The organism is Shewanella halotolerans (genome assembly GCF_019457535.1).
GTDB lineage: Bacteria > Pseudomonadota > Gammaproteobacteria > Enterobacterales > Shewanellaceae > Shewanella > Shewanella halotolerans.
On the sequence record NZ_CP080417.1, the window covers coordinates 835,345 to 860,481 of the forward strand.

Below are 25,137 nucleotides of genomic sequence, written 5' to 3' on the forward strand. Positions count from 1 at the left end.
AACAAAGGATACAACCCATGTTAACGATGAAAAATATCAACAAGGTGTTTAAAACGGATTTGGTGGAAACCCATGCGTTACGGGATTTCAATCTCGAGGTTAAGGAAGGTGAGTTTGTCGCCGTCACCGGGCCGTCTGGTTCGGGCAAGACCACCTTTCTCAACATCGCCGGCCTGTTAGAGGGCTTTACCAACGGCGAATATCATCTGGACGATGTCAACATCTCTAACCTGAGCGATAACAAGGCAGCCGCCATTCGCAACGAGAAGATAGGCTTTATCTTTCAGGGTTTTAACCTGATCCCCGACCTTAACCTGGCGGAGAATGTCGAGGTGCCATTGCGCTACCGCGGCTTCAACGCCAAGGAGCGTCAGCGCCGCGTGAAGGCTGCGCTGGAGCAAGTGGGTCTGGGGGCGCGTATGAAGCATCTGCCATCACAACTTTCCGGTGGTCAGCAGCAACGTGTGGCGATTGCCCGCGCCCTGGCTGGCGAACCAAGATTTCTCCTCGCCGACGAGCCAACAGGTAACTTGGACAGCCTGATGGCTCGTCAGGTGATGGAGCTTTTAGAAGAGATCAACAAGGCGGGCACCACCATCATCATGGTGACTCACGATCCCGAATTGGCGCGCCGCGCCCAGCGCAATATTCAGATCGTCGATGGTCAGGTGTGTGACTTCACCCTGTACCAGGGCGGTCAGTCGCACCTGGTCGATACGGCCGAAAAAGTGGCCAGCTAAGGAGAGTAAGCATGTTTCTATATTACGTCGATCTAGCCTGGCGCAGCATACGCAAGACGCCGATTCTGTCACTGCTCATGGTGCTGGCCATCTCTGTGGGGATAGGCATCACCATCACTACGCTGAACGTCTACAGCATGATGGCCTATAACCCGGCCGGCGAGCGCTCGGAGCAGCTTAACGCGATCCAGCTCTGGTCACAGGGCCCTGATTCCTGGGACGACTTTCATCGCCTGGTCACCTATCAGGATGCGATGAACCTGCGTAAGGGCAATGTAGCCCCAGCCCAGGCGGCCATGTTCCGTAGTGGCATGGCGGTGCAGACAGACGATCCTGAGGTGTTGCCAAGGTTGCAGGGCATCAGGGTAACGGATGGCGACTTCTTCAAGATGTTTGAGGTGCCCTTTGTCTATGGCAATCGCTGGGACAAGGCGGTGGATCTCGACCCTGCCTATCAGGCGGTGATCGGCGAGAAGCTTAACCAGAAGCTGTTTGGCGGCGAGAATAGCGTCGGCAAGACCATCTACCTCAACCGTAAGCCCTATCAGGTGGTGGGTGTGATCGGCGACTGGAATCCTCAGCCTAAGTATTACGATCCGACCAGTGGCGCCTTCGCCAAATCGGAGCAGATCTATATTCCATTTTCGCTGGCGGCAAACGAGGAGTTTAGCGTCTGGGGCAACTCATCGGGTTGGAAACATGAGCCGATGAACAACTATCAGGACAGGTTGAATTCAGAGAAGGTGTGGCTGGAGTACTGGACCTATCTGCCGACGCCTGAAGATCGCGCCGCTTATAAGAACTATCTGGCCAACTATGTGGAACAGCAGAAGGAGCTGGGCCGTTTCACCGATAACAAGTCACCTGTCGACTCTGTGCTCATGTCAAATGTCGACGGCTGGTTGGAGCGAAGCCATGTGGTGCCTGAAGATAACAAGATTCTGGTGGGACTGAGCGCCCTGTTCCTCAGCGTCTGCCTGATCAATATTCTCGGCCTGATGCTGACCAAGTTTCTCAAGCGTGCCCCCGAAGTGGGTGTCAGACGTGCCATCGGCGCCAGCCGGGGCCAGATCTTCTCTCAGTACATGGTGGAAGTGGGCGTCATCGGCCTGTTTGGTGGCCTGGTGGGACTGCTATGGGCCTGGGGCGCCCTCTACGCCCTGTCGGCACGCTTCGGCGTCGCCGAGGGACTGACCCATCTTTCCATGAGCATGTGGTTGATCACCCCAACCATCGCCGTGGGCACCGCGCTGCTGGCTGGGCTCTATCCTGCCTGGGTGGTGTGCCGCACTAAACCAAGTGTCTACTTGAAGAGCCAATAAGGGATTGAAAATGCTTAATATTAAACCAATTTTTAGCAGTTTGCTCCGCAGTAAGAGTGGTCCGGTATTGCTACTGGTGCAGATTATTCTGTCGGTGGCCATAGTCGCCAACGCCAGCTTTATCATCCATGAGCGTCTCGAGATGATGCAGCGTGACTCTGGGATTAATGAAGAGGAGGTGTTGACCTTTAGTGTGTTTAACTTCGATCCCAGCATAGATGGCGAACAGCAGAACAAGATAGATCAACAGATCCTGCGCGGTTTGCCTAACGTGCAGGCGGCCACCTCCACTAACATGTTGCCCCTGAGTGGCAGTGGTTGGTCGAGCACCCTTAATCTGGGACCAGATCCTGAGACGGCCAAGTCGACACCACAGTTTGCCATGTACCTGGGCACAGAACATACCGTTAAGACGCTGGGGCTCAAGCTCATCGAGGGACGCAACTTCTACGCCGATGAGATCAATAAGAGCGTTAACGATCCCGGTAAGCTGGCGATCATCTCCAAGGCGTTTGGTGAGGCGGTATGGCCGGGTGAGTCGGCCGTCGGCAAGTTGCTCTATGTAGATGATGAGCAGCTAGAGGTGATAGGCGTGGTGGAGAAGTTTCAGGGCGCCTGGGTCGACAGCGATGAGCTGGAATACAGCGTGATCCACAACGTCGATTTTGCGGGTTATAGCTATATGGTGCGTGCGGAGCCCGGCCAGCATGAGGCGTTGCAAGATGCCATCACCAAGGCCTTGATGAAGGAGAATCCAAACCGGGTGATCGACGATTTTCAGTCTGTCGCCGAGGTGAAGAAGCGCTCCTATCGAGATCACGAGCTGATGATAACCGTGCTCTCCATGATGGTGGTCCTGCTTCTGTTGATCACTAGCCTGGGTCTGACCGGTATGGTGATGTTCAATATCCAGCGCCGCACCAAGCAGATAGGCACTCGCCGCGCCTTGGGAGCGACCAAGGGGGATATCCTCAGCCTCTTCCTAGTGGAGAACTACCTCATCTGTCTCTCGGGTGGCGTATTAGGGGCCAGCCTGGCGGTGCTGCTGGGGCAGCAGCTGATGAAGTACTATGATCTGCCGCAGCTCAACCTGATCTACCCGCTAATGACGGTAGTAGGCATGATGCTGGTGACTACGGTTGCCGTGGTACTGCCGGCGCGCAAGGCGGCGAACATCTCGCCAGCCATGGCGACCCGCAGCGTTTAAGCCTGGTCTTTAACCCTGGGCGCTAAACAAGAGACACCGAAAGCGTTTGTCCTTTTCATCGGCGGCGCTTTCGGTTAGTTTGTTGCTCTGCAAGTAAAAAGTTAATAAGAATATATGGATACGATTCTCATCGTCGACGACAATCAGGCGGTATGCAGCGCGCTCTCCCTGATGCTCGAACTCAATGGATTTAAGACCCTAACTTGTTTCTCCCCGGAGGAGGCGCTGGGCCTGGTGGCCGAGCAGGAGATCGCCCTGGTGATCCAGGATATGAACTTCACCCAGGACACCACCTCGGGCGAGGAGGGCAAGCGCCTGTTCTACGATATCCGCGCCAGTCAGCCGCAACTACCCATCATACTCCTGACCGCCTGGACCCAACTGGAGCTGGCGGTGGAGCTGGTGAAGGAGGGGGCCGCCGACTACATGGGCAAGCCCTGGGACGATGATAAGCTGCTTAACAGCGTCAACAACCTGATATCCCTCCACGCCCTGTCGCGGCAAAACTCGCAGCTGGCGCGCTCCGAGCATCAGCGGATGTCGGCGATCAAGGATGCCGATCTGTGCGGCATCGTCTTCGGTAGCGGCGCCATGCAGCGCTGTATCGATCTGGCGCTGCAAATAGCCAAGTCCGACGTATCAGTGTTGATCACCGGCCCCAACGGCGCCGGTAAGGACAAGCTGGCGGACATACTGTACGCCAACTCTCCTCTTAAGCATAAGCCCTTCATCAAGGTGAATATCGGCGCACTGCCGATGGAGCTGCTGGAGGCCGAGCTGTTTGGCGCCGAGGCGGGCGCCTTCACCGGCGCCAATAAGGCCCGCATCGGTCGTTTCGAGGCGGCCGACGGTGGCACCCTGTTTCTCGACGAGATAGGCAACCTGCCGTTGTCGGGTCAGGTGAAGCTGCTGCGGGTGTTGCAGACCGGCGAATTCGAGCGTCTGGGCAGCCATCAGACCCGTAAGGTCAAGGTGCGGGTGATCAGCGCCACCAATGCGGATCTCGCCGAGGATATCGCCAGCGGTCGTTTCCGCGAGGATCTCTTCTATCGCCTCAATGTGATCGAGCTGGCCTTGCCGCCCCTCAATCAGCGTCAGGACGATATCCTGCCCCTGGTGAATCACTTCATCGGTCAGGACTTTAGCCTGAGTAAGCCCACCCAGCAGGCGCTGGTCAGCTACCCTTGGCCGGGCAATGTGCGCGAGCTGGAGAACGCCTGTAAGCGGGCGGTGATCCTGGCCGCCAGCCCCATGCTGACTATGGCTGACTTTGGTTTAAAGCCTGTGAGCGGCTTAAATCCTGTGAGCGGCGCACCATCGACCAGCTCGGTTTCTGCACCTAGCCCGGTAGAGTCGCAACAGGCTCAGGAACAGAGACAGAATACTCGTTTCGCGGAGCAAGAGGCGGAAACTGACAGAGCACCCACGGTTGATTCCGCTAGCCGCGGCGAGCCGACTGGGGCCGATATCGAACTGGCTCTGGCTGAGCACAACGGGGTGATCGCCCGGGTGGCCAAGTCCCTGGGGCTGAGCCGTCAGGCGCTCTATCGCCGCATGGAAAAATTTGGGATCGAGAAATAATGCCGACGCTGCGCACTAAGCTCATCTGGGGCAATGTGATTGTCAGTCAGCTGGCGCTGGCTCTGTTCATCCTGCTACTCAAGATGCTGGCGCCCGCGCTGTATCAGGCGGTGGCGCCCGAGCTGATAGTCGCCTGCCTGCTGCTGTCCGGCGGTTTTGCCTGGCTACTCAGCCGTTGGCTGACCCGGGGGCTGTCGACTAGCCTCAAGGCGCTGGAGGTGGGGCTGCTCAACATCAAAGACAATGATTTCAGCGTGAACATTCCTGTGACGGGGGACAGCCAGCTCAAGGCGCTGGCCAGCCTGTTTAACGAGTCGGCGGCCGTGCTGCGCCGCGAGCGTCAGTATATCTATCAGCGTGAGCTGCTGCTGGATAAGGTGATCCAGAGCTCGCCTAATGTCATGGTGCTGCTCGATGATCGCCAGCGCATCATCTACGCTAACGACGCCGCCCGCCACCTGTTTGCTCAGGGGGCGCGTATCGAGGGCAGCATGTTAGATGAGTTGCTGAACGGCGTCAGCGAGGAGCTGGCCGGTGCGGTCAACAATCCCAAGGGCGGCCTGTTTACCCTGGCGTGCATGGAGGAGGGCGGCGAAGATGAGACTTGGCATCTCTCGCGTGGACGCTTCCTGCTCAACGGTCAGTATCACCATCTCATTCTGCTCAAGCAGATGACCCGTGAGCTGAACCGTCAGGAGGTGGCGGTGTGGAAGAAGGTGATCCGCATCATCAGCCACGAGCTCAACAACTCGGTGGCGCCCATCGCTTCTATGGTCAATTCGGGCCGTAAGCTCACCGAGCCGCTGGATGATCCTAAGCTTAAGCTGATCTTCGACACCATAGAGGACAGGACCAGCCATCTGAGCCAGTTTATCTTCAATTATGCCCGCTTCGCCAAGCTGCCCCTGCCCAAGAAGAGCGAGGTGGATTGGCACAAGTTGGTGACTCAACTGGCCGAGCATTTCCGCTTCAGTCTGGTGGGTGAGCTGCCCCGGCGCTGCGGTTATTTTGACCTGATTCAGCTGGAGCAGGTGCTGCTGAACCTACTCAAGAACGCCCACGAGTCGGGTTCTCCCGAGGCGTCGGTAAGCCTAAGTGTCAGGGAGCAAGGCCTGGCCGATGGCAGCGACGGGGTGACTATCGAGATAACCGATGAGGGCAGCGGCATGTCGCCGGAGGTATTGACTCAGGCGCTGCTGCCTTTCTATTCCACCAAGCAGTCGGGTACAGGCCTTGGCCTGCCTTTGTGTAGGGAGATCATCGAGGCCCATGACGGCCGTATCAGTCTGCATAACCGCGAGCACAAGGGGCTGCTGGTGCGGATCTGGCTGCCCTATGATCAGGCTCAGCAGCTCGGGCAGGCAAGCGCCTAAACAGGTATTTTAGAGACAAAAACACCGCCAACTGGCGGTGTTTTTCTTTTTATCTAGAGCGGGTTAGTCTTCCACCTGCCATTCTATGGTTTCGCCGGCGCGGATCGGCACTACGCCCGTGTCACCCAGCGGATAGGTGGCGGGCACTTCCCAGCTGCGTTTCACTAGTGTGATGCTGTCAGTGTTGCGCGGCAGACCGTAGAAGTCAGGGCCGTTGAAGCTGGCGAAGGCCTCTAATTTGTCTAAAGCGCCCACTGACTCGAACGCCTCGGCGTAGAGCTCGATGGCGGCGTGGGCCGTATAAGAACCGGCGCAGCCACAGGCGGCCTCTTTACGGTCCTTGGCGTGGGGCGCCGAATCTGTGCCCAGGAAGAACTTCTTGCTACCGCTGGCCGCAGCCGCCAGCAGGGCCTGCTGATGGGTGTTGCGCTTGAGGATAGGCAGACAGTAGAAGTGAGGACGAATACCACCGGCCAGCATATGGTTACGGTTGTAGAGCAGGTGATGGGCCGTGATGGTGGCGGCCACGTTGTCGGAGGCGCCCATGACGAAATCCACCGCATCTTTGGTGGTGATATGTTCCAGCACTATCTTGAGTGACGGGAAGTCGGCAACCACCTGCTTGAGGGTGTTGTTGATGAAGGTGGCCTCGCGATCGAAGATGTCGATGCTCGAATCTGTAACTTCGCCGTGTACCAGGAAGAGCATGCCCACTTCCTGCATCGCTTCCAGCACGGGGTAGATGTTCTTCACATCAGTGACGCCCGAGTCTGAGTTGGTGGTCGCGCCCGCAGGGTATAGCTTGGCGGCAACCACCTTGCCCGACGCCTTGGCGGCGCGGATATCCTCGGCCGTGGTGTTGTCGGTGAGGTAGAGCACCATCAGCGGCTCGAAGTTGGCGGTGCAGACCGCCTTGATGCGCTCATAGTAGGCCAGTGCCGAATCGACATTGGTGGCCGGTGGCACCAGGTTAGGCATGATGATGGCGCGGCCCATGTAACGGCCAGTGTCTCTTACGGTATCGGTCAGCACGTCACCATCGCGCAGGTGAACATGCCAGTCGTCGGGTCGGGTTATGGTTAATTTGGTCATCGAGGACTCTTTCTTTTGCGTGGACTGGCTGGATCTTATGTGGCTGGCCAGGGCCTGTAAAGGGCAAACTGAGTTTTATCCTCGGGATAAAGGTGGACAATTTTTAATAAAGTCTTGCTCACTTTGCCATCGAGATCACTGTTTTCACCATTCGCTTAGATTTTTCTAATAAAAGGAATTTGCATGTAATAGCGAATGTAATACACTTTCGGCCAAGGTCTGTTTAGTGCAGTAGGAGAAGCATTGAGATGAAGAAGATACTGATCATTGGCGGCGTCGCGGGCGGCGCATCGGCGGCGGCAAGGGCGCGTAGACTCAGCGAAACTGCTGAAATCATTATGTTTGAGCGCGGCGAGTATGTCTCCTTTGCCAACTGCGGCCTGCCCTATCATATCAGTGGTGAGATCGTTCAGCGCAGCGCCTTAGTACTGCAGACGCCAGAGAGCTTCAAGGCCAGATTCAATGTCGAGGTGCGGGTTAAGCATGAGGTGGTTGCCATCGACCGCGCCGCCAAGTTGGTGACCGTCAGACGACTGCTCGATGGCAGCGAATACCAGGAAAGCTATGACACCCTGCTGCTCAGCCCCGGTGCGGCGCCAATCGTGCCGCCGATTCCGGGTGTGGATAACCCGCTCACCCACTCCCTGCGCAACATTCCCGACATGGATAGGATCCTGCAGACGATCCAGATGAACAATGTCGAGCATGCCACTGTGGTTGGTGGCGGCTTTATCGGCTTGGAGATGATGGAGTCACTGCATCATCTGGGGATCAAGACCACTTTGCTTGAGCTTGCCGATCAGGTGATGACACCTGTGGATCGCGAGATGGCGGGCTTTGCCCATCAGGCAATCCGTGACCAGGGCGTGGATCTGCGTCTGGGTACGGCCCTGTCAGAGGTGAGCTATCAGGTGCAGACCCATGTGGCCAGCGACGCCGCCGGTGAAGACACGGCCCATCAACACATCAAGGGACACCTGAGTCTGACCCTGAGCAACGGCGAGCTGCTGGAGACAGATCTTTTGATCATGGCCATCGGCGTGCGCCCCGAGACTCAGCTGGCCCGCGACGCCGGGTTAACCATCGGCGAGCTTGGTGGCATCAAGGTCAACGCCATGATGCAGACCAGCGATCCCGCCATCTACGCCGTAGGTGACGCCGTCGAAGAGCAAGACTTTGTGACCGGCCAGGCCTGTTTGGTGCCGCTGGCGGGCCCGGCAAACCGTCAGGGCCGTATGGCGGCCGACAACATGTTTGGCCGCGAGGAGCAGTATCAGGGCACCCAGGGTACGGCGATCTGTAAGGTGTTCGATCTCGCGGTGGGTGCCACGGGCAAGAACGAGAAGCAGCTCAAGCAATCGGGTATCGCCTTTGAAAAGGTCTATGTGCATACCGCCAGCCACGCCAGCTACTATCCTGGCGCCGAGGTGGTCTCCTTCAAGCTGCTGTTTGACCCGGTTAAGGGCACCATCTTTGGCGCCCAGGCCGTGGGTAAGGATGGTATCGACAAGCGTATCGATGTGATGGCGGTGGCCCAGCGCGCCGGCATGACGGTTGAGCAGCTACAGCACCTGGAGCTTAGCTATGCGCCGCCCTATGGCAGTGCCAAGGATGTGATCAATCAGGCGGCCTTCGTGGCCAGCAACATCATCAAGGGCGATGCGACGCCGATCCATTTCGACCAGATAGACAATCTCAGTGAAGATCAACTGCTGCTGGATGTGCGTAACCCTGGCGAGCTGAAGAATGGCGGCCTGGAAGGCGCGGTTAACATTCCCGTGGATGAGCTGCGCGATCGCATGCATGAGCTGCCAAAAGATAAGGAGATCATCATCTTCTGTCAGGTGGGTCTGCGGGGCAACGTGGCCTATCGTCAGCTGGTCAACAATGGTTACCGTGCCCGCAACCTGATCGGCGGGTACCGCACCTACAAGTTCGCCAGCGTGTAAAACGCTTTATTGATAAATGATTTAGTAATCAATAGGCGGGGCGCCTAGCCCCGTCTCTTTCCCTTTGCGACAGATGAAAGAGGTACTCGATGTTTTCATCACTCGCTATCGCCCTGTGCGGTGGTCTCTTGATTGGCTTGGCGGCAAGCCTGCTCCTGGTGGTTAACGGCCGCATCGCCGGTATCAGCGGTATTATTTCTGGCGCCCTGTGGCGCCGCGGCACAGACCTGTTTGGCTGGCAGTTCTATTTTCTCGCGGGTTTGCTGCTCAGTGGCCTGCTGCTGGCCGAGCCTTTAAAGGCCTGGCTGGCTATCGAACCTGTGGTGCTGAGTGAGCGTGGGATTGCCGCGCCGACTCTGCTGCTGTCGGCGCTACTGGTGGGACTCGGCTGCAGCCTGGGTAACGGCTGTACCAGTGGCCATGGCATCTGCGGCATAGGTCGTCTGTCGCCGCGATCCATCGCCGCGACCCTGGTCTTCATGCTGGTGGGTGTCATCGCCGCCGTGCTGCTGAACTAGGAGGGGCCATGCGTAACTTATTTGCCTTACTCTCGGGCCTGTTGTTTGGTGCCGGCCTGCTGCTCTCCGGTCTTGCGGATCCCGCCAAGGTGCTCGCCTTCTTAGATATCAGCGGCGTGGTCAATGGCCATTGGGACCCTAGCCTGATGCTGGTGATGGGCGGCGCCCTTGGGGTCTATCTGCCCGTCTTTCTGCTGTGGGTAAAACCTAGGATGGCGCGCAATCAAGGCCCTGTGCTGGACAGCCAATATCATCTGCCCAGCAAGACCCGCATCGATGGGCCGCTGATCGTCGGCGCCGCCTTGTTCGGCCTGGGCTGGGGCATGCTCGGCATCTGCCCTGGGCCTGCCGTGGTCAATCTGGCTAGCCTGGATCCCATGGCGCTGGCGTTTATGGCGACCATGGTCTTGGGGGCCTACCTGGGACGCCTGATAAGCAGGATGATCGCCCGCAGGCTGCCTGGGCCGGTTGAGGCCTAAGCGGCTTATTTTTATGTAAAAGTGCTTGGCAGCATCACGCTTTGATGCTTAGCTAATAGACAGAAGTTAGGCTGGATCTATAAGGCTATTACTTTTATTCCTGGCATGAGTGATGACAGGAGTGACGGCATGAGTATTAGCATGATTCCCGGCCTGCTACCCTGGTGGAGGCTGCTATGCACTTGTTTCTGTTTCGACAACCTTTTGCTATGCTGGCGGCGAGTCGGTTTGCTTTTGCATTAGCGATTCCGTTAGCGGCTTTGTTTCAGTTAGGCCTGCACCATGGCTGAGATGTCGCTACCGCTTCTTCTTATCATATTCCTGGCTATCGGCCTGATAGCCGCTGCGGCATGCATGCTTGTTCTTCGCTTTATCCTCAGGAGCCGCGGCGTCGACTTTTCTGCCCTGGAAAATTCTGTCGAGGATGGTCTGCTCCTTATTGACGAGCAGGCGAAGATCTTGGCCCATAACGCCCAGGCCGCAGCCTTGATGAAGGCCGAGGGGAGTGATCTCTCAGGGCTGCCCCTCAGCCTCTGGCTCAAGGATTCCAGCGGCGAGCAGCTGCAGGTGTTCGCCGACCGTCAGCTTGGCACTAGCCTGAACCTAGGCCATGAGATCTTAAGCTTTACCCGCCTGGCCCGTGAGCCCAGAGGGCTGCTGCTCTTGGTGCGTCATCACAACCTGGAACAGGACATTCGCCAGGATATCGCCCGTTATCACCACAGCCAGTATTTCGCCAAGATAGGCACCTGGGACTGGCAGGTGGGCACAGACACCCTCTATTGGTCCGATGCCATCTTCGGCATCTTCGGTTACAAGCTGGGGGAGGTCACCCCTAGCTATGAGTTCTTCTATTCCAGGGTGCACCCCGAGGATCGCGACAAGGTGAAGGCGGGAGAGGCGCGCTGCATCGCCACCGGCGAGAACCATGACGAGGAGTATCGCATCCTCTGGCCCGATGGTTCTGTGCACTGGGTGCGCGAGACGGGCAACCTGGTGAAGGATAGCGATGGTCAGCTGTTAAAGATGGTGGGGGTGGTGCGTGATATTACCCAGGAGAAGGCGCTGCATCATAAGCTCGAAAAGATGGCCCACCAGGACCCCTTAACCGGACTGCCCAACCGGCTGCAACTCGAGCTACGCCTGAGTGAGGCGATTCGCGCGGCGTCGCAGTGTGGTGGTCGCCTGGGACTTATCTTCATCGACCTCAATCAGTTTAAGGCGATCAACGATAGCCTGGGGCATCAAGTGGGGGATCGCGTCTTGATGACGGCGGCTACCAGGCTGCAGAGCCTTAAGGGGTCAGAGGATCTGGTGGCCCGCATCGGCGGCGATGAGTTTGTGATGCTTCTGCCCCAGTGGCCAGCTGATAAGCCGTTAGATGAGGAGGCGGCGCGACTTGCTAAGGCGCTGTTTGAGCGATTCGCTGAGCCTGTTATTCAGACCGGCAGGGGAATCGCGGCCAGCATAGGTTTCGCCATCTATCCGGATCATGCCGGACACATGGATGCGCTGCTGCATGTGGCCGATCAGGCCATGTATATCGCCAAGGGGCGTGGCGACAACCAATATCATCTGGGGCCGGATCATCGCATGGATCTCGGCCACCGTCTGGCCCGTTAAACCAAAATAACTATTGACCTGTTAAGGCGATTAGCTTCGGGCGGTTTCCAGTGCCGGGCTAATTGCGGGCTCTGACTGACGACGCAGGAAGAGGGCGTAATACCAAGTCAGTGCCGAGAACCAGGAGATGGTGAGGGTCCAGACATCGTGGGAGATGAAGTGGGCGCCCCTGAGCTGCTGGGCAATGCCGAAGGTGAGCCCCAGCAGCAGACCGAAACCAAGGCCGAACCAACGATAGCGCGGCGCGTAGGCCAGTGCGAAGAAATAGAGCGCCACCCAGGCATAGCCGCCGCTGGAGTGACCGGCAGGGAAACACTGACCCGGCGAGTTGGCATCAAACTGACCCGAGAACAGCGAGAAGTAATCCGCGCGGCCACCGAAGATCTTCAGATGCCAGGGGCAGTCCAGGTGTACGAATGACTTGCCCAGCCTCACCAGCAGTACGCTGCTCAGTACGCTCATGAAGAGAAACACCAGGCCCCTGCGATAGCTGGCCAGGGCGGGTTTCTTATAGCTCAGACCCAGAAGGGTGAGGACGGTGACTCCAAGTAAGATCACTAGATTACGACCGCCGACATGGATCAGATTTTCCGTGACCCAGGCGCCGCGAAGCGGCCAGCCATCGATGCCGCCCTCGAGACGAAACAGCCACTGGCCCAGGGCGATATCCAGATGAAATAGCTCTATCAGGCTGACGGCTAGCAGGAAGCAGACGGCGGGCAGCATGAAATGATAGCGCCAGAAGGCGGGTGAGCTAGCAGTGTCTAATGACTTAGCAATCGACATAGAAAAGTGTCCCATCGGCACCTAAAGTCTGGTGCAAAGATAAAAAATTCAGGCTAGGACAAGAGTCTAGGGGGAGGGGCGTGAATTATATGTGAATTACCCGGCCCCAAGGGTGCGGCCGGTGCCTTGGGGCGGGATTTAGCTGTGGTGCTCAGGTGTAAGATTTAGGTGTGGCGCTTAATTTGTTACTTGGCTTAGCTTGCCAGTCGAATTTGCCAGCTAGTCGCTCTTGCCTACTAGCTGGGCTGGTTGGCGGCGGCCTTGATTGCCTCGGCCAGCGCCAGCACGCCGTTGGTGCGCGATGGGCTCAGCTGACCGCTCAGCCCCAGTTGGTCGAAGTACTCGTGTAGATCTAAGGCGGCTATGGTCTGCTCGTCCTGCCCCTGCACTGCGGTGAGCAGCAGGGCGATCAGTCCCTTGACGATGCGGGCATCGCTGTCGGCCAGGTAGTAGTGTCTGCCGTCTATCTCCTTGTGATAGAGCCAGGCGTTGCTCTCGCAGCCTCTGACCTGGGCCGACTCTTGTCGAAGGGCATCATCCAGCGGCGGCAGGCGTTTACCCAATAGCATGAGGGCGCGGTAGCGCTCCTGCCAGTTGGCGGCCTGGGTGAAGCTTGGCAGTATCTCCTGGGGATCCAGCATTAGGCCGGTAAAGGCCTCAGTGGATGGGCTTAGCTGACTATTACTCATTTGGAACTCGTCTAATTAATACTGTCGCTCGTTAGAGCAAGAGGTCTTTTACCGATTTTAGCGCCAGGATGAAGCGATCGACATCTTCATCATTGCTATAGACGCCGAGGGAGGCGCGGCAGCAGCCAGACAGCCCCAGAGTCTGCATCAGAGGCATGGCGCAGTGATGGCCGCAGCGCACGGCGATCCCCTGCTGATCCAGCAAGATCCCTACATCCTGGTGATGCTCGCCGGTGAGGTTAAAGGCCACGGCGCCGATATTGTCCTGGTGGGCACCGTAGAGGCTGATGCCACCCAATGCCCTGAGCTCATCCTGAAGACGGTTCAGCAGGGCCTGTTCATGGGCCCTGAGTTCGGCGCGGGGCAAGGACTGGATAAAGTCGATGGTGGCGCCCAGACCTATCACCTCGGCGATGGGCGGCGTACCCGCCTCAAGACGGTTGGGCAGGATATTAAATGTGGTGCCTTCGAAGCTCACCTGCTTGATCATCTCGCCGCCGGTGAGCAGGGGATCTAGCTTGTCGAGCGCTGCATAGCGGCCATATAAGATGCCTATACCCGTCGGGCCATACATCTTGTGGCCGGAGAAGAGGTAGAAGTCGCAATCCAGGGCCTGCACGTCCACCTCGAGATGGGCGATCGCCTGGGCGCCGTCGATAAGCGTGAGTGCGCCTACCGCCTTGGCCTGAGCGATCATCTCTTTAACCGGATTGACCGTACCCAGCACGTTGGAGACATGGCTGAGGGCGACGACACGTGGGCCACGTTGCAGTAGCGCTTGATAGGCCGCCTGATCCAGGCGCGCCTCAGGAGTCAGCGGGATAGGCAGTATCTCGGCGCCGGTTTGCTTGGCCAGCATCTGCCAGGGCACTATGTTGGCGTGGTGGGCGGCGCTGTCTAACAGAATCAGATCCCCAGCCTTTAGCTGGCTGGCCAGCCCCAGGGCCACCAGGTTGATCCCCTCTGTGGTGCCATGGGTAAAGATGATCTCTTCGCGGCGGTTTGCCTTAATGAAAGCCTTCACCTTGTCGCGCACCGCCTCATATTGGCTGGTGGCGCGGGCAGAAAGATGATGGGCAGCGCGGTGTACGTTGGCATTGTCCGCTTGATAGTAGCGGCTCATGGCGTCGATCACCCCTTGGGGTTTCTGACTGGTCGCGGCCGTATCCAGATACACCAGCGAATAGTCGCCGAGTGACTGGGTGAGGGCGGGAAACTGGCTGCGCAGCTGGCTAAATTCCATCGATTGGGTCCGTCGCGTGATTCAAACAAAAAAGGCGCTCAGATCTTGGGAGATCTCAGCGCCTAATGCAAGTTCAATTAGCCTTTTAGAGTATCTCTACGGATTTAGGGGCAGGGAATGCGGTAGATGGCCGCCAACTCGTCGATTCTGCCCATCAGCTCGTCGCTCAGGCTGACCGAGGTGCTGTCGATATTCTCTTTCAGCTGCTCTAGGTTGGTCGCGCCTATGATGTTACTGCCGACGAAGCGGCGGCCGTTGACGAAGGCCAGCGCCATCTGCGCCGGGCTGAGGTTGAACTCCCGCGCCAGCTCCACATAGGCCTGGGTGGCATCCAGGGCCATCTGCGAGCCTGTGTAGCGGGCGAAGCGTTTAAACAGTGTGAGTCTCGCCCCCTCTGGCCATTGGCCGCCTATGTATTTACCGCTAAGGGCGCCAAATGCCAGTGGCGAGTAGGCCAGAAGCGGCAGCTCTTCCCTGTGGGCGATCTCGGCCATGCCCACCTCGAAGCTGCGGTTAAGCAGGTTGTAGGGATTCTGTACGCTGATGATGCGCGGCAGGCCATGCTTCTCCGCCAGTTGCAGATACTTCATCAATCCCCAGGGGGTCTCGTTGGAAACGCCTATGTAGCGGATCTTACCGGCCTTGATCAGATCCGCCAGGGCTTCCAGGGTCTCGACTATGGGGGTGAGCTTCTCGTCATCCTGCTGCTCATAAAAGAGCTCGCCGAAGAAGTTGGTGTTGCGATCCGGCCAATGCAGTTGATAGAGATCTATGGTCTCAATCTGCAAGCGCTCCAAGGAGTCGTTGACCGCCTGGTGGATGTTGCGCCAGTCCAGCGCCATGTTCTGGCGGATATAGTCGCTCTTGCCGCCAGGGGCCGCGACCTTGGTCGCGATAATGAGATCGTCACGCTTGCCCCTGGCCTTGAGGTAGTTACCCAGGATACGTTCGGTCTCGCCCTGAGTCTCGGCCTTGGGCGGCACGGGATACATCTCGGCGGTATCGATAAAGTTGATGCCTTGTCCGATGGCGTAGTCGAGCTGTTCGAAGGCCTGGGCCTGGGTATTCTGTTCACCCCAGGTCATGGTACCCAGGCAAATTTTACTGACGTCTAAGCTGGAATGGGGGAGTCTTGTATAGTCCATTCAAATCTCCAGAATGCGCAAGAATTACCTCTGAGGCTAGCAAGCTTTCTTAGGAAACACTAGATAAATTACTTCATGGTGAAGTAACAAAATATCTCAATGATTTGCTTGAATTTTTAATGGCTAAAGTTTAATCAGCATAGGCATTTCACAGGCATCGTGACCCGTGTTGCCAAGGGGGGCATCCAGGTGCTCGAACCCCAGTTTCTCATAGAGGCTGACCGCCTCACTCAGGCAGGCGGTGGTTTCCAGATAACAGTGGCTGAATCCCTGGCTACGGGCAAACTCGAACGCCTGCAGTGCCATGCGCTTGGCAAAGCCCTTGCCCCTGAGTTTGGGATCGAAATACATCTTCTGTAGCTCACAGACCTCATCGTGCCCCGGCAGGGGAGCGATCCCCACGCCGCCCAGCACCAAGCCCTTGTAGTCGACCACCCAGTAGTGGGCCTTGTCGGCCTGATAGACGCTGTAGAGATCGTCCAGGGTCGGGTCGGCGACGCTGTAGCCCTTGTCCGGTGTCAGGCCATACTCGGCGGAGACGTTGCGGATCACCCGGGCGATATGGGGGTTATCCTCCTGGGTGAGGCTGCGGATAGTGTAGCCCTGCTGGGCGCTGGCCAGATCCATGGCACGGGTATATTGGCGCAGGCTGGCTTCCAGCTGAGCGATCTGTTCGGGCGAGAGCTGAGCCAGAATCTCCTGGTACATCTTGTTCTGTTGCTCGTTCAGGCTGTTGAGTTGGCGTTTGCCCTGAGCCGTGAGTTGGCACAGCGAGCTGCGACTGTCTCTGGGATTGTTGCGACTCTTGGCAAAGCCCTTGTCACACAGCTGGCTCACGGCGCGGCTGGCATTGGACTTGTCGATATTCAGGGCCAGGGCCAGCTGCTTTATCGACAGCTCCTGGGTGCTGAGTTCGATCAAGGCGTGGGCCTGCACCGGCGACAGCGGCTGATCGCCGCAGGCGGAGTTGAGCATGCCCAGTTGCCTCACCAGTTGCCTCGACAGGCTGCGCAGTGACGAGCAGGTCTGGGGCAGTTCGACGGCCTGAGCGAGACTGGCATCATCGAGCATCGAAGGACAAGACTGTGACATGGTTAAGATCCGAGTGAGCTATATAGTTGCGATATACATCTAACTTAGATCCCTAAAAAGAGAAATGCAAGTTTTTGCTAATGTAGATAAATTCGGCAGGCTCATCAGGGTTGGCCTGCCTTCTCCTGGCGCCTAATTAGCCAAAAATCTCCGGGTTGAGCAGCGGCGCCATCGCCAGCACGATCGCCTGGGTGTAGACGCTCTCGCGACTGGCCTTGCCCTGGGTAAAGAGGCCGATGGCGCCCCCCTTCTGCTTGATATTGACCGTGTTGAACAGCCTGTCCATCACATCGCCAAGTTCCTCACCGGCCACCAGGGCATCATACACCGGGGCGGGCAGGGGCATCTGCGCGCTGCGACCTATGCTGAGCCCGCCTCGATGGACGATGGCCATGTAGGCGTAGGTGGCCGCACCGTGGTCGAACAGGTCGACGCCGCCCTCCATGGCGATATAGAGATCCGCCGTAAGGCGCTCATCGCTCTTGCCTTGCTGCTCGCAGTAGCGGGCGCGGTTGATGGCGCCTTCGCGGGTCTCTGAGTCCGTCATCGGCTGGGCCGCGACACCTGAGGGGGCGTGCATGCCCTGGCAGAGGATCTCGGCGTCAGGAAACAGCAGGCAGAGGGCGTTGCGGGCCGCGCCTATCTTGACCGGATTGGTCGAACCGACCGTGATACGAATGATGGCTTGTTGGCTAAGAGCGCTGGGCATGGGTATTCCAAAATTGAATGAATCGACAGGGCACCATTTTGCCATAAAGCGCCACGCGATGCATGGGCGGGCAAGCACCAGGCGCGGCGCGATATTTAACCTAGTGGATGCGCGTAAATGGCATCTTACCGCGGCGAAACAGGGCTAAGCGGCATAGCGGCCGCCATAGCGCCGGGTTAACAGATGTAAAAAAGGGTAACGCGCTTGTGATGTTCTGGTTCGCTTTGGTTAGCGTGAGATTGCCGTTATGAAAATTTACAACACAATAAGTTAGATTCGGCTCACAAAGCCGATTCATTCTGAAAATTCATTACAAAAAGAGGTGTCAGATCAATTTTTAGCGTACTGCCTGCTATATGCTACGCCCGAATTTTAGTCGTGCTCGTCAGGCGGAAAAACGCCGCGGGGCGGGGCGTCGAAACACTCAGATGCTAGTGCATCGATAAGGTTATTTTATGCAAAACGAAGCGACAATCTCTGATGTAAACCTCGCGCAGCGCCAAGGTTGGACTCGCAACGACACGACCTGGATGTTGAGCCTGTTCGGCACCGCCGTCGGCGCCGGTATCCTGTTTCTGCCCATCAATGCGGGCATGGGCGGTTTCTGGCCCCTGGTGCTGATGGCCGTGATTATCGGCCCCATGACCTATCTAGCCCACAGAGGCCTGTCTCGTTTCGTTTGCTCCTCTCAGCGTCAGGGTAGCGACATCACCCATGTGGTCGAAGAGTATTTTGGTGTCGGCGCGGGTAAGGCGATCACCTTGCTCTACTTCTTCGCCATCTACCCCATAGTGCTCATCTATGGTGTGGGCATCACCAATACGGTCGACAGCTTCATCGTCAACCAGTTGGGCATGGCCTCGCCACCACGCTTCCTCCTGTCCGGCATCTTAGTGCTGGGCATGATGTCTGTGATGGTGTCCGGCGAGAAGTTTATGCTCAAGGTGACTCAGCTGCTGGTGTATCCGCTGGTGGGGATCCTGGCCTTCATGTCGCTGTACCTGATCCCAAGCTGGAAGATGGACGCCCTGATGGAAGTACCTGCCGCCGGTGAGTTTCTCGGTACCGTCTGGCTGACTATCCCTGTGCTGGTGTTTGCCTTCAACCATTCACCGGCCATCTCACAGTTCTCGGTATCGCTGAAGAAGCAGTACGGTAGTAACGCGGCCAGAAAGGCCGATGTGATCCTGCGTAACACCAGCATGATGTTGGTGGGCTTCGTGATGCTGTTCGTCTTCTCCTGCGTGCTGTCGCTGAGTCCGGCCCAGCTGGCCGAGGCCAAGGCGCAGAACCTGCCGATCCTCTCTTATCTGGCCAACGTACACGCCAGCGGTTTCGTCAGCTATTTTGGCCCCATCATCGCGGTGATCGCCATCGTCTCCTCTTTCTTCGGTCACTATCTAGGTGCCACCGAAGGCCTCAAGGGGATCATCACCAAGCAGCTGCGTAGCAGCAACAAGGAAGTGTCGGACGCCAAGATCGACAAGTTTATCCTCGGCTTCATGTTCCTGACCATCTGGGGCGTTGCCGTGATCAACCCGAGCATCCTGGGGATGATCGAGGCCCTGGGCGGCCCTATCATCGCCGCGATCCTCTACCTCATGCCTATGTATGCCGTCTACAAGGTGCCTGCGCTCAAGGCTTACCGTGGTCGCATCAGCAACATCTTGGTGATCCTGGCAGGCTTGCTGGCGATGACGGCCATACTGTTTGGCATGCTCTCTTAATCGACTCATGTTACGCCCGGCGGCTCTCCGCCGGGCGAATCTAAGTGGAAGCAATTATGGTTAGCGCATTTGATATTTTTAAGATAGGTGTGGGTCCCTCCAGCTCACACACTGTCGGGCCGATGAAGGCCGCCAAAGGTTTTGTTGACGATCTGCGTCAGCGTGGGGAACTGCTGAGCATCACCAGTGTTAAGGTGGATATCTATGGCTCCCTGTCGCTTACCGGCAAGGGCCACCATACAGATAGCGCCATCATCATGGGGCTGGCGGGCAACAGCCCTGAGACGGTAGATATCGACCTGACCCCTGAGTTTATCCGTCAGGTGGCCATGACCTCCTGTCTGCCACTGGGCACGGAAGGGCATGGGGTCGATTTTCCGCCCGAGGCCGTGGTGTTTCACCCCGAGGCCCTGGCGCTGCATGAAAACGGCATGACGTTGAGCGCCTATGTCGGTCAGCAGTGTGTTTATCACAAGACCTATTATTCCATCGGCGGCGGCTTTATCGTCGACGAGGAACATTTTGGCATGACGGCCGCCAACGAGGTGGTCTTGCCCTATCCTTTCCCCAATGCCGAGGAGCTGCTGGATCTATGCCAGGAGACAGGCATGAGCATCAGCGCCATCATGATGGCCAACGAGCGGGCGCTTCACAGTGAGGAGCATATTGCCGAGGGTTTCGAGGCGGTATGGCATACCATGAAAGAGGCTATCGAGCGCGGTTGTCACACCGAAGGCGTGTTGGCTGGGCCATTACGGGTGCCACGTCGGGCACCGGCGCTGTTCCGTCAGCTGGCTACCGGTGAGCGTCTGTCGGCGGATCCCATGATGATCGTCGATTGGGTCAACATGTTCGCCCTGGCGGTGAGCGAAGAGAATGCCGCCGGTGGCCGGGTGGTGACCTCGCCCACTAATGGCGCGGCGGGGATCATCCCGGCCGTGTTGGCCTATTTTGACAAGTTCATTCAGCCAGTGGGCCCTAAGGAGTACAGCCGCTACTTCCTCGCCGCTGCTGCTATCGGTGGCCTGTATAAGCGCAACGCCTCTATCTCTGGCGCCGAAGTGGGCTGTCAGGGGGAAGTAGGCGTCGCCTGCTCCATGGCCGCCGCCGGACTGGCAGAGCTGATGGGGGGCAATCCGGCTCAGGTCTGCATCGCCGCCGAGATCGGCATGGAGCACAACCTGGGACTGACCTGTGATCCGGTCGCCGGTCAGGTGCAGGTGCCCTGTATCGAGCGTAATGCTATCGCCTCGGTGAAGGCGATTAACTCGGCGCGCATGGCACTGCGGCGTAACAGCGAGCCCAGGGTCAGCCTGGATAAGGTGATCGCCACCATGTATGAGACAGGCAAGGATATGCATGTGAAGTATCGCGAGACCAGTCAGGGCGGTCTGGCGATCAAGGTCACCAGCATCTGCGCTTAAGCTTTTGTCTGAGCAATTGGCTTAAGCTATGCGCCGGAGCCATAAAAAAAACGCCCATCGGGGCGTTTTTTTATATTTGGTTATCGGCTACTTTTCTTCATACATCAGGTAGTAGCTCTGCTTCATGCCGAGGGCCTCGTAGGTCTTCTGCGCCTTATGGTTCTCTTGCTCCACATAGAGTCTGAAGCTGGCGGCGCCGCCATTGTCCTCGGCTATCTGTTTCACCGCCTCATACAGCTTGCCATAGATCCCCTGGCGACGATTCTGCGGACGGATATAGACGCTCTGGATCCAATAGTAGTCCTTGGCGCGCCAGTCGCTCCATTCGAAAGTGACCATGAGGGAACCCAAGATTTCGCCTGCTTCCTCGGCGACCAGGTAGAAGCCGCGGGCGGGGTTTTCGAGTAGCGTCTGTACGCCTAGGGTGAGGGTTTGTTGATCTAGGCTGAGCCCTTCGGTTTCGTTGGCCATGGCCTGATTAAACTGCACCAGTGCGGTGAGATCCGATTGTTGGCCTTTTCTTATTTGCATTATCGCCTCCTTAATTTTGGCCATACTCTAGCATGCTTCATGGCCAAGCCAAGGCAGAATTTTTTCGATTGACTCTTAGACTAAAGTCTAACTCTGCTATGCTTTGAAGAAGGGAGTGCTAAGTGTCTATGGGGTGAGGCGATGAGTGATTCTGACCAGAATGATCTTACTAAACTCAATCAAAATCAGCGTGATAGCCTGGCGCTTGGCCGGGAGCAGGAGGTGGTAAACCATCTGCTGCATTTTCTGCTGACTCTGGTTACCCTGGGCCTCTGGGGCCTGGTCTGGTGGCACCTTATCTTAAAGTCCCAGGGCAAGGCGGAGCGGCTGTTTCATGGCTTCGACGACGCCTACTGGAGCCACCTCATCGAGCGCGAACAACCCCCTGCGGCCCTGCATACCTTCAGGGTCGATGCCAAACAGGAATCTGCCTACTTCGAGGCCTGATGGGCCTCTCTTGATATGAATCACAGCTTACTCCAGGTTTATCTGATATTATCCCCGTCCCATTTGTGTCCGTCGTCTGCTGCGTTGCTACTTGCTCCGTTGCGACTGGCTCCTCTGTCATAGTGCGGCGGGACGAAACCACTCTCGCGATTCAAGGTTATTAATGATGCGTCAACAAACCTCTTCTTGGCTGGGCCGTGCCTGGTCTGGCTGGATGTCTGTGCCCCTGTGGCTACAAATTCTTATCGGTATGCTGCTGGGTATCAGCGCCGGCCTGGGCCTGGGCGAACAGGCGGTGCTGCTTAAGCCAATCGGTACGCTTTTTGTCAACACCATCAAGATGTTGATTGTCCCCTTGGTGTTCTGCTCCCTAATTGTGGGGGTGACCTCGATGCAGGATACCGCCAAGATGGGCCGCATCGGTTTTAAATCTTTCGCCTTCTATCTGGGCACTACCTCAATCGCCATCACGCTCGGTTTGGCGGTGGGTTATATCATGCAGCCCGGCGCCGGACTGGCGATGACCTCGGCAGAGAGTCACAACGCGGTGAAAGAGGTGCCTTCTATCATGGAGACACTGATCAACATAGTGCCGACCAATCCTATCGCGGCGCTGGCCAGCGGGCAGATCCTGCAGGTGATCGTCTTCGCGGTGGCCCTGGGTATCGCCCTGGTGTTGATAGGTGACCATGGTAAGCCGGCCATCAAGGTGTTCGAGAGCCTGGCAGAGGCCATGTATAAGCTGACCGACATGGTGATGAAGCTAGCGCCTTATGGGGTATTTGGCTTGATGGCCTGGGTAGCCGGTGAATACGGCATGGATATGTTGATGCCGCTGATCAAGGTGATTCTGGCGGTTTATATCGGCTGCGCTCTGCATATCATAGGTTTTTACAGCCTGGTGCTGACCTTCGTGGCCAAGCTCAACCCCATGCAGTTCTTCAAGGGGATCAGCAACGCCCTGGCGGTGGCCTATACCACCTCGAGCAGCGCCGGCACCCTGCCTGCCAGCATGAAGTGCGCCAGCGAGTCTTTAGGGATCAACAAGAAGATCTCCAGCTTCGTATTGCCCCTGGGCACCACCATCAACATGGATGGCACCGCCCTGTATCAGGGGGTCACGGCGCTGTTTGTTGCCCAGGCCTTCGGGATCGACCTCACCTGGGTCGACTATATCACCATCATTCTCACCGCGACCCTGGCGTCAATTGGCACCGCCGGGGTGCCGGGTGCCGGTCTGGTGATGCTGACCCTGGTGCTGACCACGGTTGGCCTGCCACTGGAAGGGGTGGCGATCATCGCGGGTATCGACCGTATCTTGGATATGGCGCGTACCGTAGTGAATGTGTCCGGGGATCTGGTGGCGACCACAGTGATCGCCAAGTCTGAAGATGAGCTGGATCTCGAGCACTACAACGCCGACGCCGAGCAGAGCCAGATACTGGCAGAGCGCCTGGATAGCTAACGTTAAATAGCTAGTGTTAAATAGCCAAGCCGAGTTTGAGACATAAAAAAACCGCCAATCAGGCGGTTTTTTTATGTCTGTCAAAGCGGACTATTGCTTGCTGAGGATCAGCTGGGTTTCGCCATCTGCGTCGCTGAGCAGCAACTTGCCTTTGACCAGCTTGGCCTGGGTGACCTGAGACATGGCCTGCATGACATTGCGCTCCTGCTGCATCAGGGCGTCGACACAGGCTTTCATCGTGCTACCGGCGGGGGAGAGGGTCAGGGCCTGACCGTTAAGCTGATACTGGCCGAAGAACTGGTTACAGCTGTTGTTGCCGCTCAATGCGCCATCTTCGGCAAACACCAGCTGGGCTGGGCTGTAGTCGATGACGGCCTTACCTTGGGCGGCTTCAATATGCCAGCTGCCTAAAATATCCAGATCCTCGCCGCCTGTGAGGGATGCGCTTTGACAGGCAGATAAGCCGAGCAAGGTACCGGCGATAAACATAAACTTCTTAAACATGGGGAAACTTCCAAATCTGTGAGACAGATATTTTGACAAGCTTATGCCTAATTAAAAAGCCTTATTCGGGGTTTTTCCATGATATTTTGTTCATGGTAAGCTGTTTCCACTGTTGGCCCAGCTGCTTCGACGACAAACTAGGCTGACGACAAACTGTGCCGACGACAAGCTCTGCTGAAAGGGGAAAGACGAAGCTATGATGACAGGATTAAAACTGGCCCACTGGTTGGGATTCGCCATGGTGCTCGCCGGCCTTGGGATCTATGGCCTGACCTCCTGGACCGAGCAGATCCAGGGGATACTCTTGGTTTCAAGCCTGATAGGCCTGGGGCTGGTGATGATGTCGCCTTTCCCCATAGTGCTCTTTTTTCAATGGGCAAAGGCGCAGGATCAGAGCCAAGACGCACCTGAGTGCGAGAGCCAGCGCGAGAGCTAGCGCAAAACTTAAGGCTTAACTCGCCCTAGGCCTTTACGCCGCCTTGCTGTTTCAGTTCTCGGTTGGCATGTAGATTTTGTCTCGCCGCCTCAACCATGGGCTCGATGGCGAGATGTGTGGTGGGGGTGAAGAAACTTACGCCTATGGCGATCTCCGCCTTGATCTCCTCCTTGGCGATCTGCTTGAGCAATCGCTTGGTGAGGGATTCGAGATTAGCCTGACTGTCGACGAAGGCGAGTATGGCAAATAGCCCATCTTCGATGCGGGCCGATACATCGGCGTCGCGCATATTATGGTGTATCACCCGGGCTAACTGCCTCAGTCCCTGACTCTGTTCCATCACTCCCTTATAGGAGGTCATGTCCTGCAGCAGGACGATACCCGCATGGGAGCCGAAGCGGCGACTCAGGCTCAGTTGTCTTGGCGCCATCAGGTTGAAGCCATAGGGGTTGAGCATGCAGGTGAGATCGTCCTGTACCGACATCATCTGAATCTGCTGCATCAAAAACAGGTGCTTGAGCTCTGCCTGGATCAGCGCCTTGGCGTTTTCCATAAGCGGCAGGAGTCGCTTAAAGTGTTTGCTGCGCTGGCTGTCGCAGATCAGCATGACGCCGAAGGGTTGACCGTCTGACCAGTAGAGGGGCAGGGCCAGCAGGCTGTTAAAGCGTGTCAGGTGACTCTTGGGATCTTGGCTCTTGGTCAGATCCAGCAGGCCGTAGGCGGTGTGGTTCTTGAGGGCCTGGGTGAGGCTGGCATCATGAAACTGAGTACCGGCATAGAGATTGAGATCCGTGTGTTGACGACTACAGACCACCTGATACTCGCCGTCGATAAACTGCAGCACCACACTGGCCTGAGCCTGATAAAATTCATTAAGTAGATCAACTTGTTGCTGCCAACGTGGCAGGGTAATGGCGGGATGGTCGGCTTCCCTGAGCCAAAGGCTGGTATCGGCGCATTCTAATAGCATAGTAGTGCTCGCTTATTGTTATTATTAAATTGCATAACTCGCTAGATAAGGTGGGTCAGCCGAAAGACTGACGACACAAAGTGTT

General features: G+C 57.1%; 24 protein-coding genes. 14 read left to right on the forward strand and 10 right to left on the reverse strand.

The genetic code is table 11. The features are described 5' to 3' along the window. The first annotated feature begins 17 nt into the window (after positions 1 to 17). The 5 genes from K0H81_RS03750 (at position 18) to K0H81_RS03770 (ending at position 6,223) form a co-directional block, all read left to right on the forward strand. On the forward strand, positions 18 to 740 hold the full coding sequence (locus K0H81_RS03750; RefSeq protein WP_011864529.1) for an ABC transporter ATP-binding protein: 723 nt from the start codon (positions 18 to 20) through the stop codon (positions 738 to 740). Positions 741 to 751: 11 nt separating this feature from the next. Beyond that, complete coding sequence (locus K0H81_RS03755; protein ID WP_220059940.1) at positions 752 to 2,062, forward strand: ABC transporter permease; 1,311 nt, start codon at positions 752 to 754, stop codon at positions 2,060 to 2,062. Positions 2,063 to 2,072: 10 nt separating this feature from the next. Then, on the forward strand, positions 2,073 to 3,269 hold the full coding sequence (locus tag K0H81_RS03760) for an ABC transporter permease (RefSeq protein WP_220059941.1): 1,197 nt from the start codon (positions 2,073 to 2,075) through the stop codon (positions 3,267 to 3,269). A 114-nt stretch (positions 3,270 to 3,383) separates the two neighbouring features. Further along, entirely contained in the window at positions 3,384 to 4,850 is a 1,467-nt protein-coding gene (locus tag K0H81_RS03765; protein ID WP_220059942.1) for a sigma-54-dependent transcriptional regulator, read from the forward strand. After that, entirely contained in the window at positions 4,850 to 6,223 is a 1,374-nt protein-coding gene (locus tag K0H81_RS03770) for a sensor histidine kinase (protein ID WP_220059943.1), read from the forward strand. The genes K0H81_RS03765 and K0H81_RS03770 overlap by 1 nt, the downstream gene beginning before the upstream one ends. A gap of 63 nt (positions 6,224 to 6,286) precedes the next feature. Here K0H81_RS03770 and pyrC read toward each other — a convergent pair whose 3' ends face one another. Next, entirely contained in the window at positions 6,287 to 7,315 is a 1,029-nt protein-coding gene (gene pyrC / locus K0H81_RS03775; RefSeq protein ID WP_220059944.1) for a dihydroorotase, read from the reverse strand. A 248-nt stretch (positions 7,316 to 7,563) separates the two neighbouring features. On the opposite strand from pyrC, the gene K0H81_RS03780 reads away from it, so the two are divergent. From K0H81_RS03780 to K0H81_RS03795, 4 genes are all read left to right on the forward strand, one after another. Continuing rightward, on the forward strand, positions 7,564 to 9,264 hold the full coding sequence (locus tag K0H81_RS03780; RefSeq protein ID WP_220059945.1) for an FAD-dependent oxidoreductase: 1,701 nt from the start codon (positions 7,564 to 7,566) through the stop codon (positions 9,262 to 9,264). A gap of 89 nt (positions 9,265 to 9,353) precedes the next feature. Further along, entirely contained in the window at positions 9,354 to 9,782 is a 429-nt protein-coding gene (locus tag K0H81_RS03785; RefSeq protein WP_220059946.1) for a YeeE/YedE family protein, read from the forward strand. An 8-nt stretch (positions 9,783 to 9,790) separates the two neighbouring features. After that, positions 9,791 to 10,261, forward strand: a complete 471-nt coding sequence (locus K0H81_RS03790; RefSeq protein ID WP_220059947.1) for a DUF6691 family protein — start codon at positions 9,791 to 9,793, stop codon at positions 10,259 to 10,261. 282 nt (positions 10,262 to 10,543) lie between these two features. After that, positions 10,544 to 11,884, forward strand: coding sequence for a diguanylate cyclase domain-containing protein (locus tag K0H81_RS03795; RefSeq protein ID WP_220059948.1), 1,341 nt, complete (start codon positions 10,544 to 10,546; stop codon positions 11,882 to 11,884). A gap of 30 nt (positions 11,885 to 11,914) precedes the next feature. On the opposite strand, the gene K0H81_RS03800 is transcribed toward K0H81_RS03795, so the two are convergent. From K0H81_RS03800 to yjjX, 6 genes are all read right to left on the reverse strand, one after another. Beyond that, positions 11,915 to 12,670 carry a phosphatase PAP2 family protein gene (locus K0H81_RS03800; RefSeq protein WP_220059949.1) on the reverse strand — a complete coding sequence of 252 codons (756 nt, stop codon included), beginning with the start codon at positions 12,668 to 12,670 and terminating at the stop codon, positions 11,915 to 11,917. A gap of 236 nt (positions 12,671 to 12,906) precedes the next feature. Next, positions 12,907 to 13,359, reverse strand: a complete 453-nt coding sequence (locus tag K0H81_RS03805; RefSeq protein WP_144199477.1) for a SufE family protein — start codon at positions 13,357 to 13,359, stop codon at positions 12,907 to 12,909. 31 nt (positions 13,360 to 13,390) lie between these two features. Then, the gene (locus K0H81_RS03810) at positions 13,391 to 14,602 is read right to left on the reverse strand and encodes a cysteine desulfurase (protein WP_220059950.1); all 1,212 of its coding nucleotides are present in this window, start codon (positions 14,600 to 14,602) and stop codon (positions 13,391 to 13,393) included. 104 nt (positions 14,603 to 14,706) lie between these two features. Further along, positions 14,707 to 15,747 carry an NADP(H)-dependent aldo-keto reductase gene (locus tag K0H81_RS03815; protein WP_220059951.1) on the reverse strand — a complete coding sequence of 347 codons (1,041 nt, stop codon included), beginning with the start codon at positions 15,745 to 15,747 and terminating at the stop codon, positions 14,707 to 14,709. A gap of 123 nt (positions 15,748 to 15,870) precedes the next feature. Then, a complete protein-coding gene (locus K0H81_RS03820) occupies positions 15,871 to 16,839 on the reverse strand; it encodes a bifunctional helix-turn-helix transcriptional regulator/GNAT family N-acetyltransferase (protein WP_258406378.1) in 969 nt (322 codons plus the stop codon). 136 nt (positions 16,840 to 16,975) lie between these two features. Next, the gene (gene yjjX, locus K0H81_RS03825; RefSeq protein WP_144199469.1) at positions 16,976 to 17,548 is read right to left on the reverse strand and encodes an inosine/xanthosine triphosphatase; all 573 of its coding nucleotides are present in this window, start codon (positions 17,546 to 17,548) and stop codon (positions 16,976 to 16,978) included. Positions 17,549 to 18,003: 455 nt separating this feature from the next. Here yjjX and K0H81_RS03830 point away from each other — a divergent pair, with 455 nt between their 5' ends. Continuing rightward, positions 18,004 to 19,275, forward strand: a complete 1,272-nt coding sequence (locus K0H81_RS03830) for a serine/threonine transporter (RefSeq protein WP_220059952.1) — start codon at positions 18,004 to 18,006, stop codon at positions 19,273 to 19,275. A gap of 56 nt (positions 19,276 to 19,331) precedes the next feature. Further along, complete coding sequence (locus K0H81_RS03835; protein WP_220059953.1) at positions 19,332 to 20,699, forward strand: L-serine ammonia-lyase; 1,368 nt, start codon at positions 19,332 to 19,334, stop codon at positions 20,697 to 20,699. 87 nt (positions 20,700 to 20,786) lie between these two features. Here K0H81_RS03835 and K0H81_RS03840 read toward each other — a convergent pair whose 3' ends face one another. Beyond that, positions 20,787 to 21,230 (reverse strand): GNAT family N-acetyltransferase, encoded by a 444-nt coding sequence (locus K0H81_RS03840; protein ID WP_220044314.1) that lies wholly within the window; start codon positions 21,228 to 21,230, stop codon positions 20,787 to 20,789. A gap of 141 nt (positions 21,231 to 21,371) precedes the next feature. Here K0H81_RS03840 and K0H81_RS03845 point away from each other — a divergent pair, with 141 nt between their 5' ends. Beyond that, the gene (locus K0H81_RS03845; RefSeq protein ID WP_144199461.1) at positions 21,372 to 21,677 is read left to right on the forward strand and encodes a DUF4234 domain-containing protein; all 306 of its coding nucleotides are present in this window, start codon (positions 21,372 to 21,374) and stop codon (positions 21,675 to 21,677) included. 166 nt (positions 21,678 to 21,843) lie between these two features. Continuing rightward, complete coding sequence (locus K0H81_RS03850; protein ID WP_144200125.1) at positions 21,844 to 23,142, forward strand: dicarboxylate/amino acid:cation symporter; 1,299 nt, start codon at positions 21,844 to 21,846, stop codon at positions 23,140 to 23,142. Positions 23,143 to 23,232: 90 nt separating this feature from the next. Here the strand turns inward: K0H81_RS03850 and K0H81_RS03855 are convergent, their stop codons facing one another. Then, entirely contained in the window at positions 23,233 to 23,646 is a 414-nt protein-coding gene (locus tag K0H81_RS03855) for an META domain-containing protein (protein WP_220059954.1), read from the reverse strand. A gap of 196 nt (positions 23,647 to 23,842) precedes the next feature. Here K0H81_RS03855 and K0H81_RS03860 point away from each other — a divergent pair, with 196 nt between their 5' ends. After that, positions 23,843 to 24,082, forward strand: coding sequence for a hypothetical protein (locus K0H81_RS03860; protein WP_220059955.1), 240 nt, complete (start codon positions 23,843 to 23,845; stop codon positions 24,080 to 24,082). Positions 24,083 to 24,107: 25 nt separating this feature from the next. Here K0H81_RS03860 and K0H81_RS03865 read toward each other — a convergent pair whose 3' ends face one another. Further along, the gene (locus tag K0H81_RS03865) at positions 24,108 to 25,052 is read right to left on the reverse strand and encodes a GGDEF domain-containing protein (protein ID WP_220059956.1); all 945 of its coding nucleotides are present in this window, start codon (positions 25,050 to 25,052) and stop codon (positions 24,108 to 24,110) included. Between the last annotated feature and the right edge of the window lie 85 nt (positions 25,053 to 25,137).

Coding starts and splice junctions, on each gene's coding strand:
- K0H81_RS03750 (WP_011864529.1), top strand. CDS start 18: ATGTTAACGATGAAAAATATCAACAAGGTGTTTAAAACGGATTTGGTG.
- K0H81_RS03860 (WP_220059955.1), top strand. CDS start 23,843: ATGATGACAGGATTAAAACTGGCCCACTGGTTGGGATTCGCCATGGTG.
- K0H81_RS03810 (WP_220059950.1), bottom strand. CDS start 14,602: ATGGAATTTAGCCAGCTGCGCAGCCAGTTTCCCGCCCTCACCCAGTCA.
- K0H81_RS03765 (WP_220059942.1), top strand. CDS start 3,384: ATGGATACGATTCTCATCGTCGACGACAATCAGGCGGTATGCAGCGCG.
- K0H81_RS03835 (WP_220059953.1), top strand. CDS start 19,332: ATGGTTAGCGCATTTGATATTTTTAAGATAGGTGTGGGTCCCTCCAGC.
- K0H81_RS03845 (WP_144199461.1), top strand. CDS start 21,372: ATGAGTGATTCTGACCAGAATGATCTTACTAAACTCAATCAAAATCAG.
- K0H81_RS03785 (WP_220059946.1), top strand. CDS start 9,354: ATGTTTTCATCACTCGCTATCGCCCTGTGCGGTGGTCTCTTGATTGGC.
- K0H81_RS03830 (WP_220059952.1), top strand. CDS start 18,004: ATGCAAAACGAAGCGACAATCTCTGATGTAAACCTCGCGCAGCGCCAA.
- K0H81_RS03770 (WP_220059943.1), top strand. CDS start 4,850: ATGCCGACGCTGCGCACTAAGCTCATCTGGGGCAATGTGATTGTCAGT.
- K0H81_RS03820 (WP_258406378.1), bottom strand. CDS start 16,839: ATGTCACAGTCTTGTCCTTCGATGCTCGATGATGCCAGTCTCGCTCAG.
- K0H81_RS03795 (WP_220059948.1), top strand. CDS start 10,544: ATGGCTGAGATGTCGCTACCGCTTCTTCTTATCATATTCCTGGCTATC.
- K0H81_RS03865 (WP_220059956.1), bottom strand. CDS start 25,052: ATGCTATTAGAATGCGCCGATACCAGCCTTTGGCTCAGGGAAGCCGAC.
- K0H81_RS03805 (WP_144199477.1), bottom strand. CDS start 13,359: ATGAGTAATAGTCAGCTAAGCCCATCCACTGAGGCCTTTACCGGCCTA.
- pyrC (WP_220059944.1), bottom strand. CDS start 7,315: ATGACCAAATTAACCATAACCCGACCCGACGACTGGCATGTTCACCTG.
- K0H81_RS03855 (WP_220059954.1), bottom strand. CDS start 23,646: ATGTTTAAGAAGTTTATGTTTATCGCCGGTACCTTGCTCGGCTTATCT.
- K0H81_RS03815 (WP_220059951.1), bottom strand. CDS start 15,747: ATGGACTATACAAGACTCCCCCATTCCAGCTTAGACGTCAGTAAAATT.
- K0H81_RS03755 (WP_220059940.1), top strand. CDS start 752: ATGTTTCTATATTACGTCGATCTAGCCTGGCGCAGCATACGCAAGACG.
- K0H81_RS03790 (WP_220059947.1), top strand. CDS start 9,791: ATGCGTAACTTATTTGCCTTACTCTCGGGCCTGTTGTTTGGTGCCGGC.
- K0H81_RS03760 (WP_220059941.1), top strand. CDS start 2,073: ATGCTTAATATTAAACCAATTTTTAGCAGTTTGCTCCGCAGTAAGAGT.
- K0H81_RS03780 (WP_220059945.1), top strand. CDS start 7,564: ATGAAGAAGATACTGATCATTGGCGGCGTCGCGGGCGGCGCATCGGCG.
- yjjX (WP_144199469.1), bottom strand. CDS start 17,548: ATGCCCAGCGCTCTTAGCCAACAAGCCATCATTCGTATCACGGTCGGT.
- K0H81_RS03800 (WP_220059949.1), bottom strand. CDS start 12,670: ATGTCGATTGCTAAGTCATTAGACACTGCTAGCTCACCCGCCTTCTGG.
- K0H81_RS03850 (WP_144200125.1), top strand. CDS start 21,844: ATGCGTCAACAAACCTCTTCTTGGCTGGGCCGTGCCTGGTCTGGCTGG.
- K0H81_RS03840 (WP_220044314.1), bottom strand. CDS start 21,230: ATGCAAATAAGAAAAGGCCAACAATCGGATCTCACCGCACTGGTGCAG.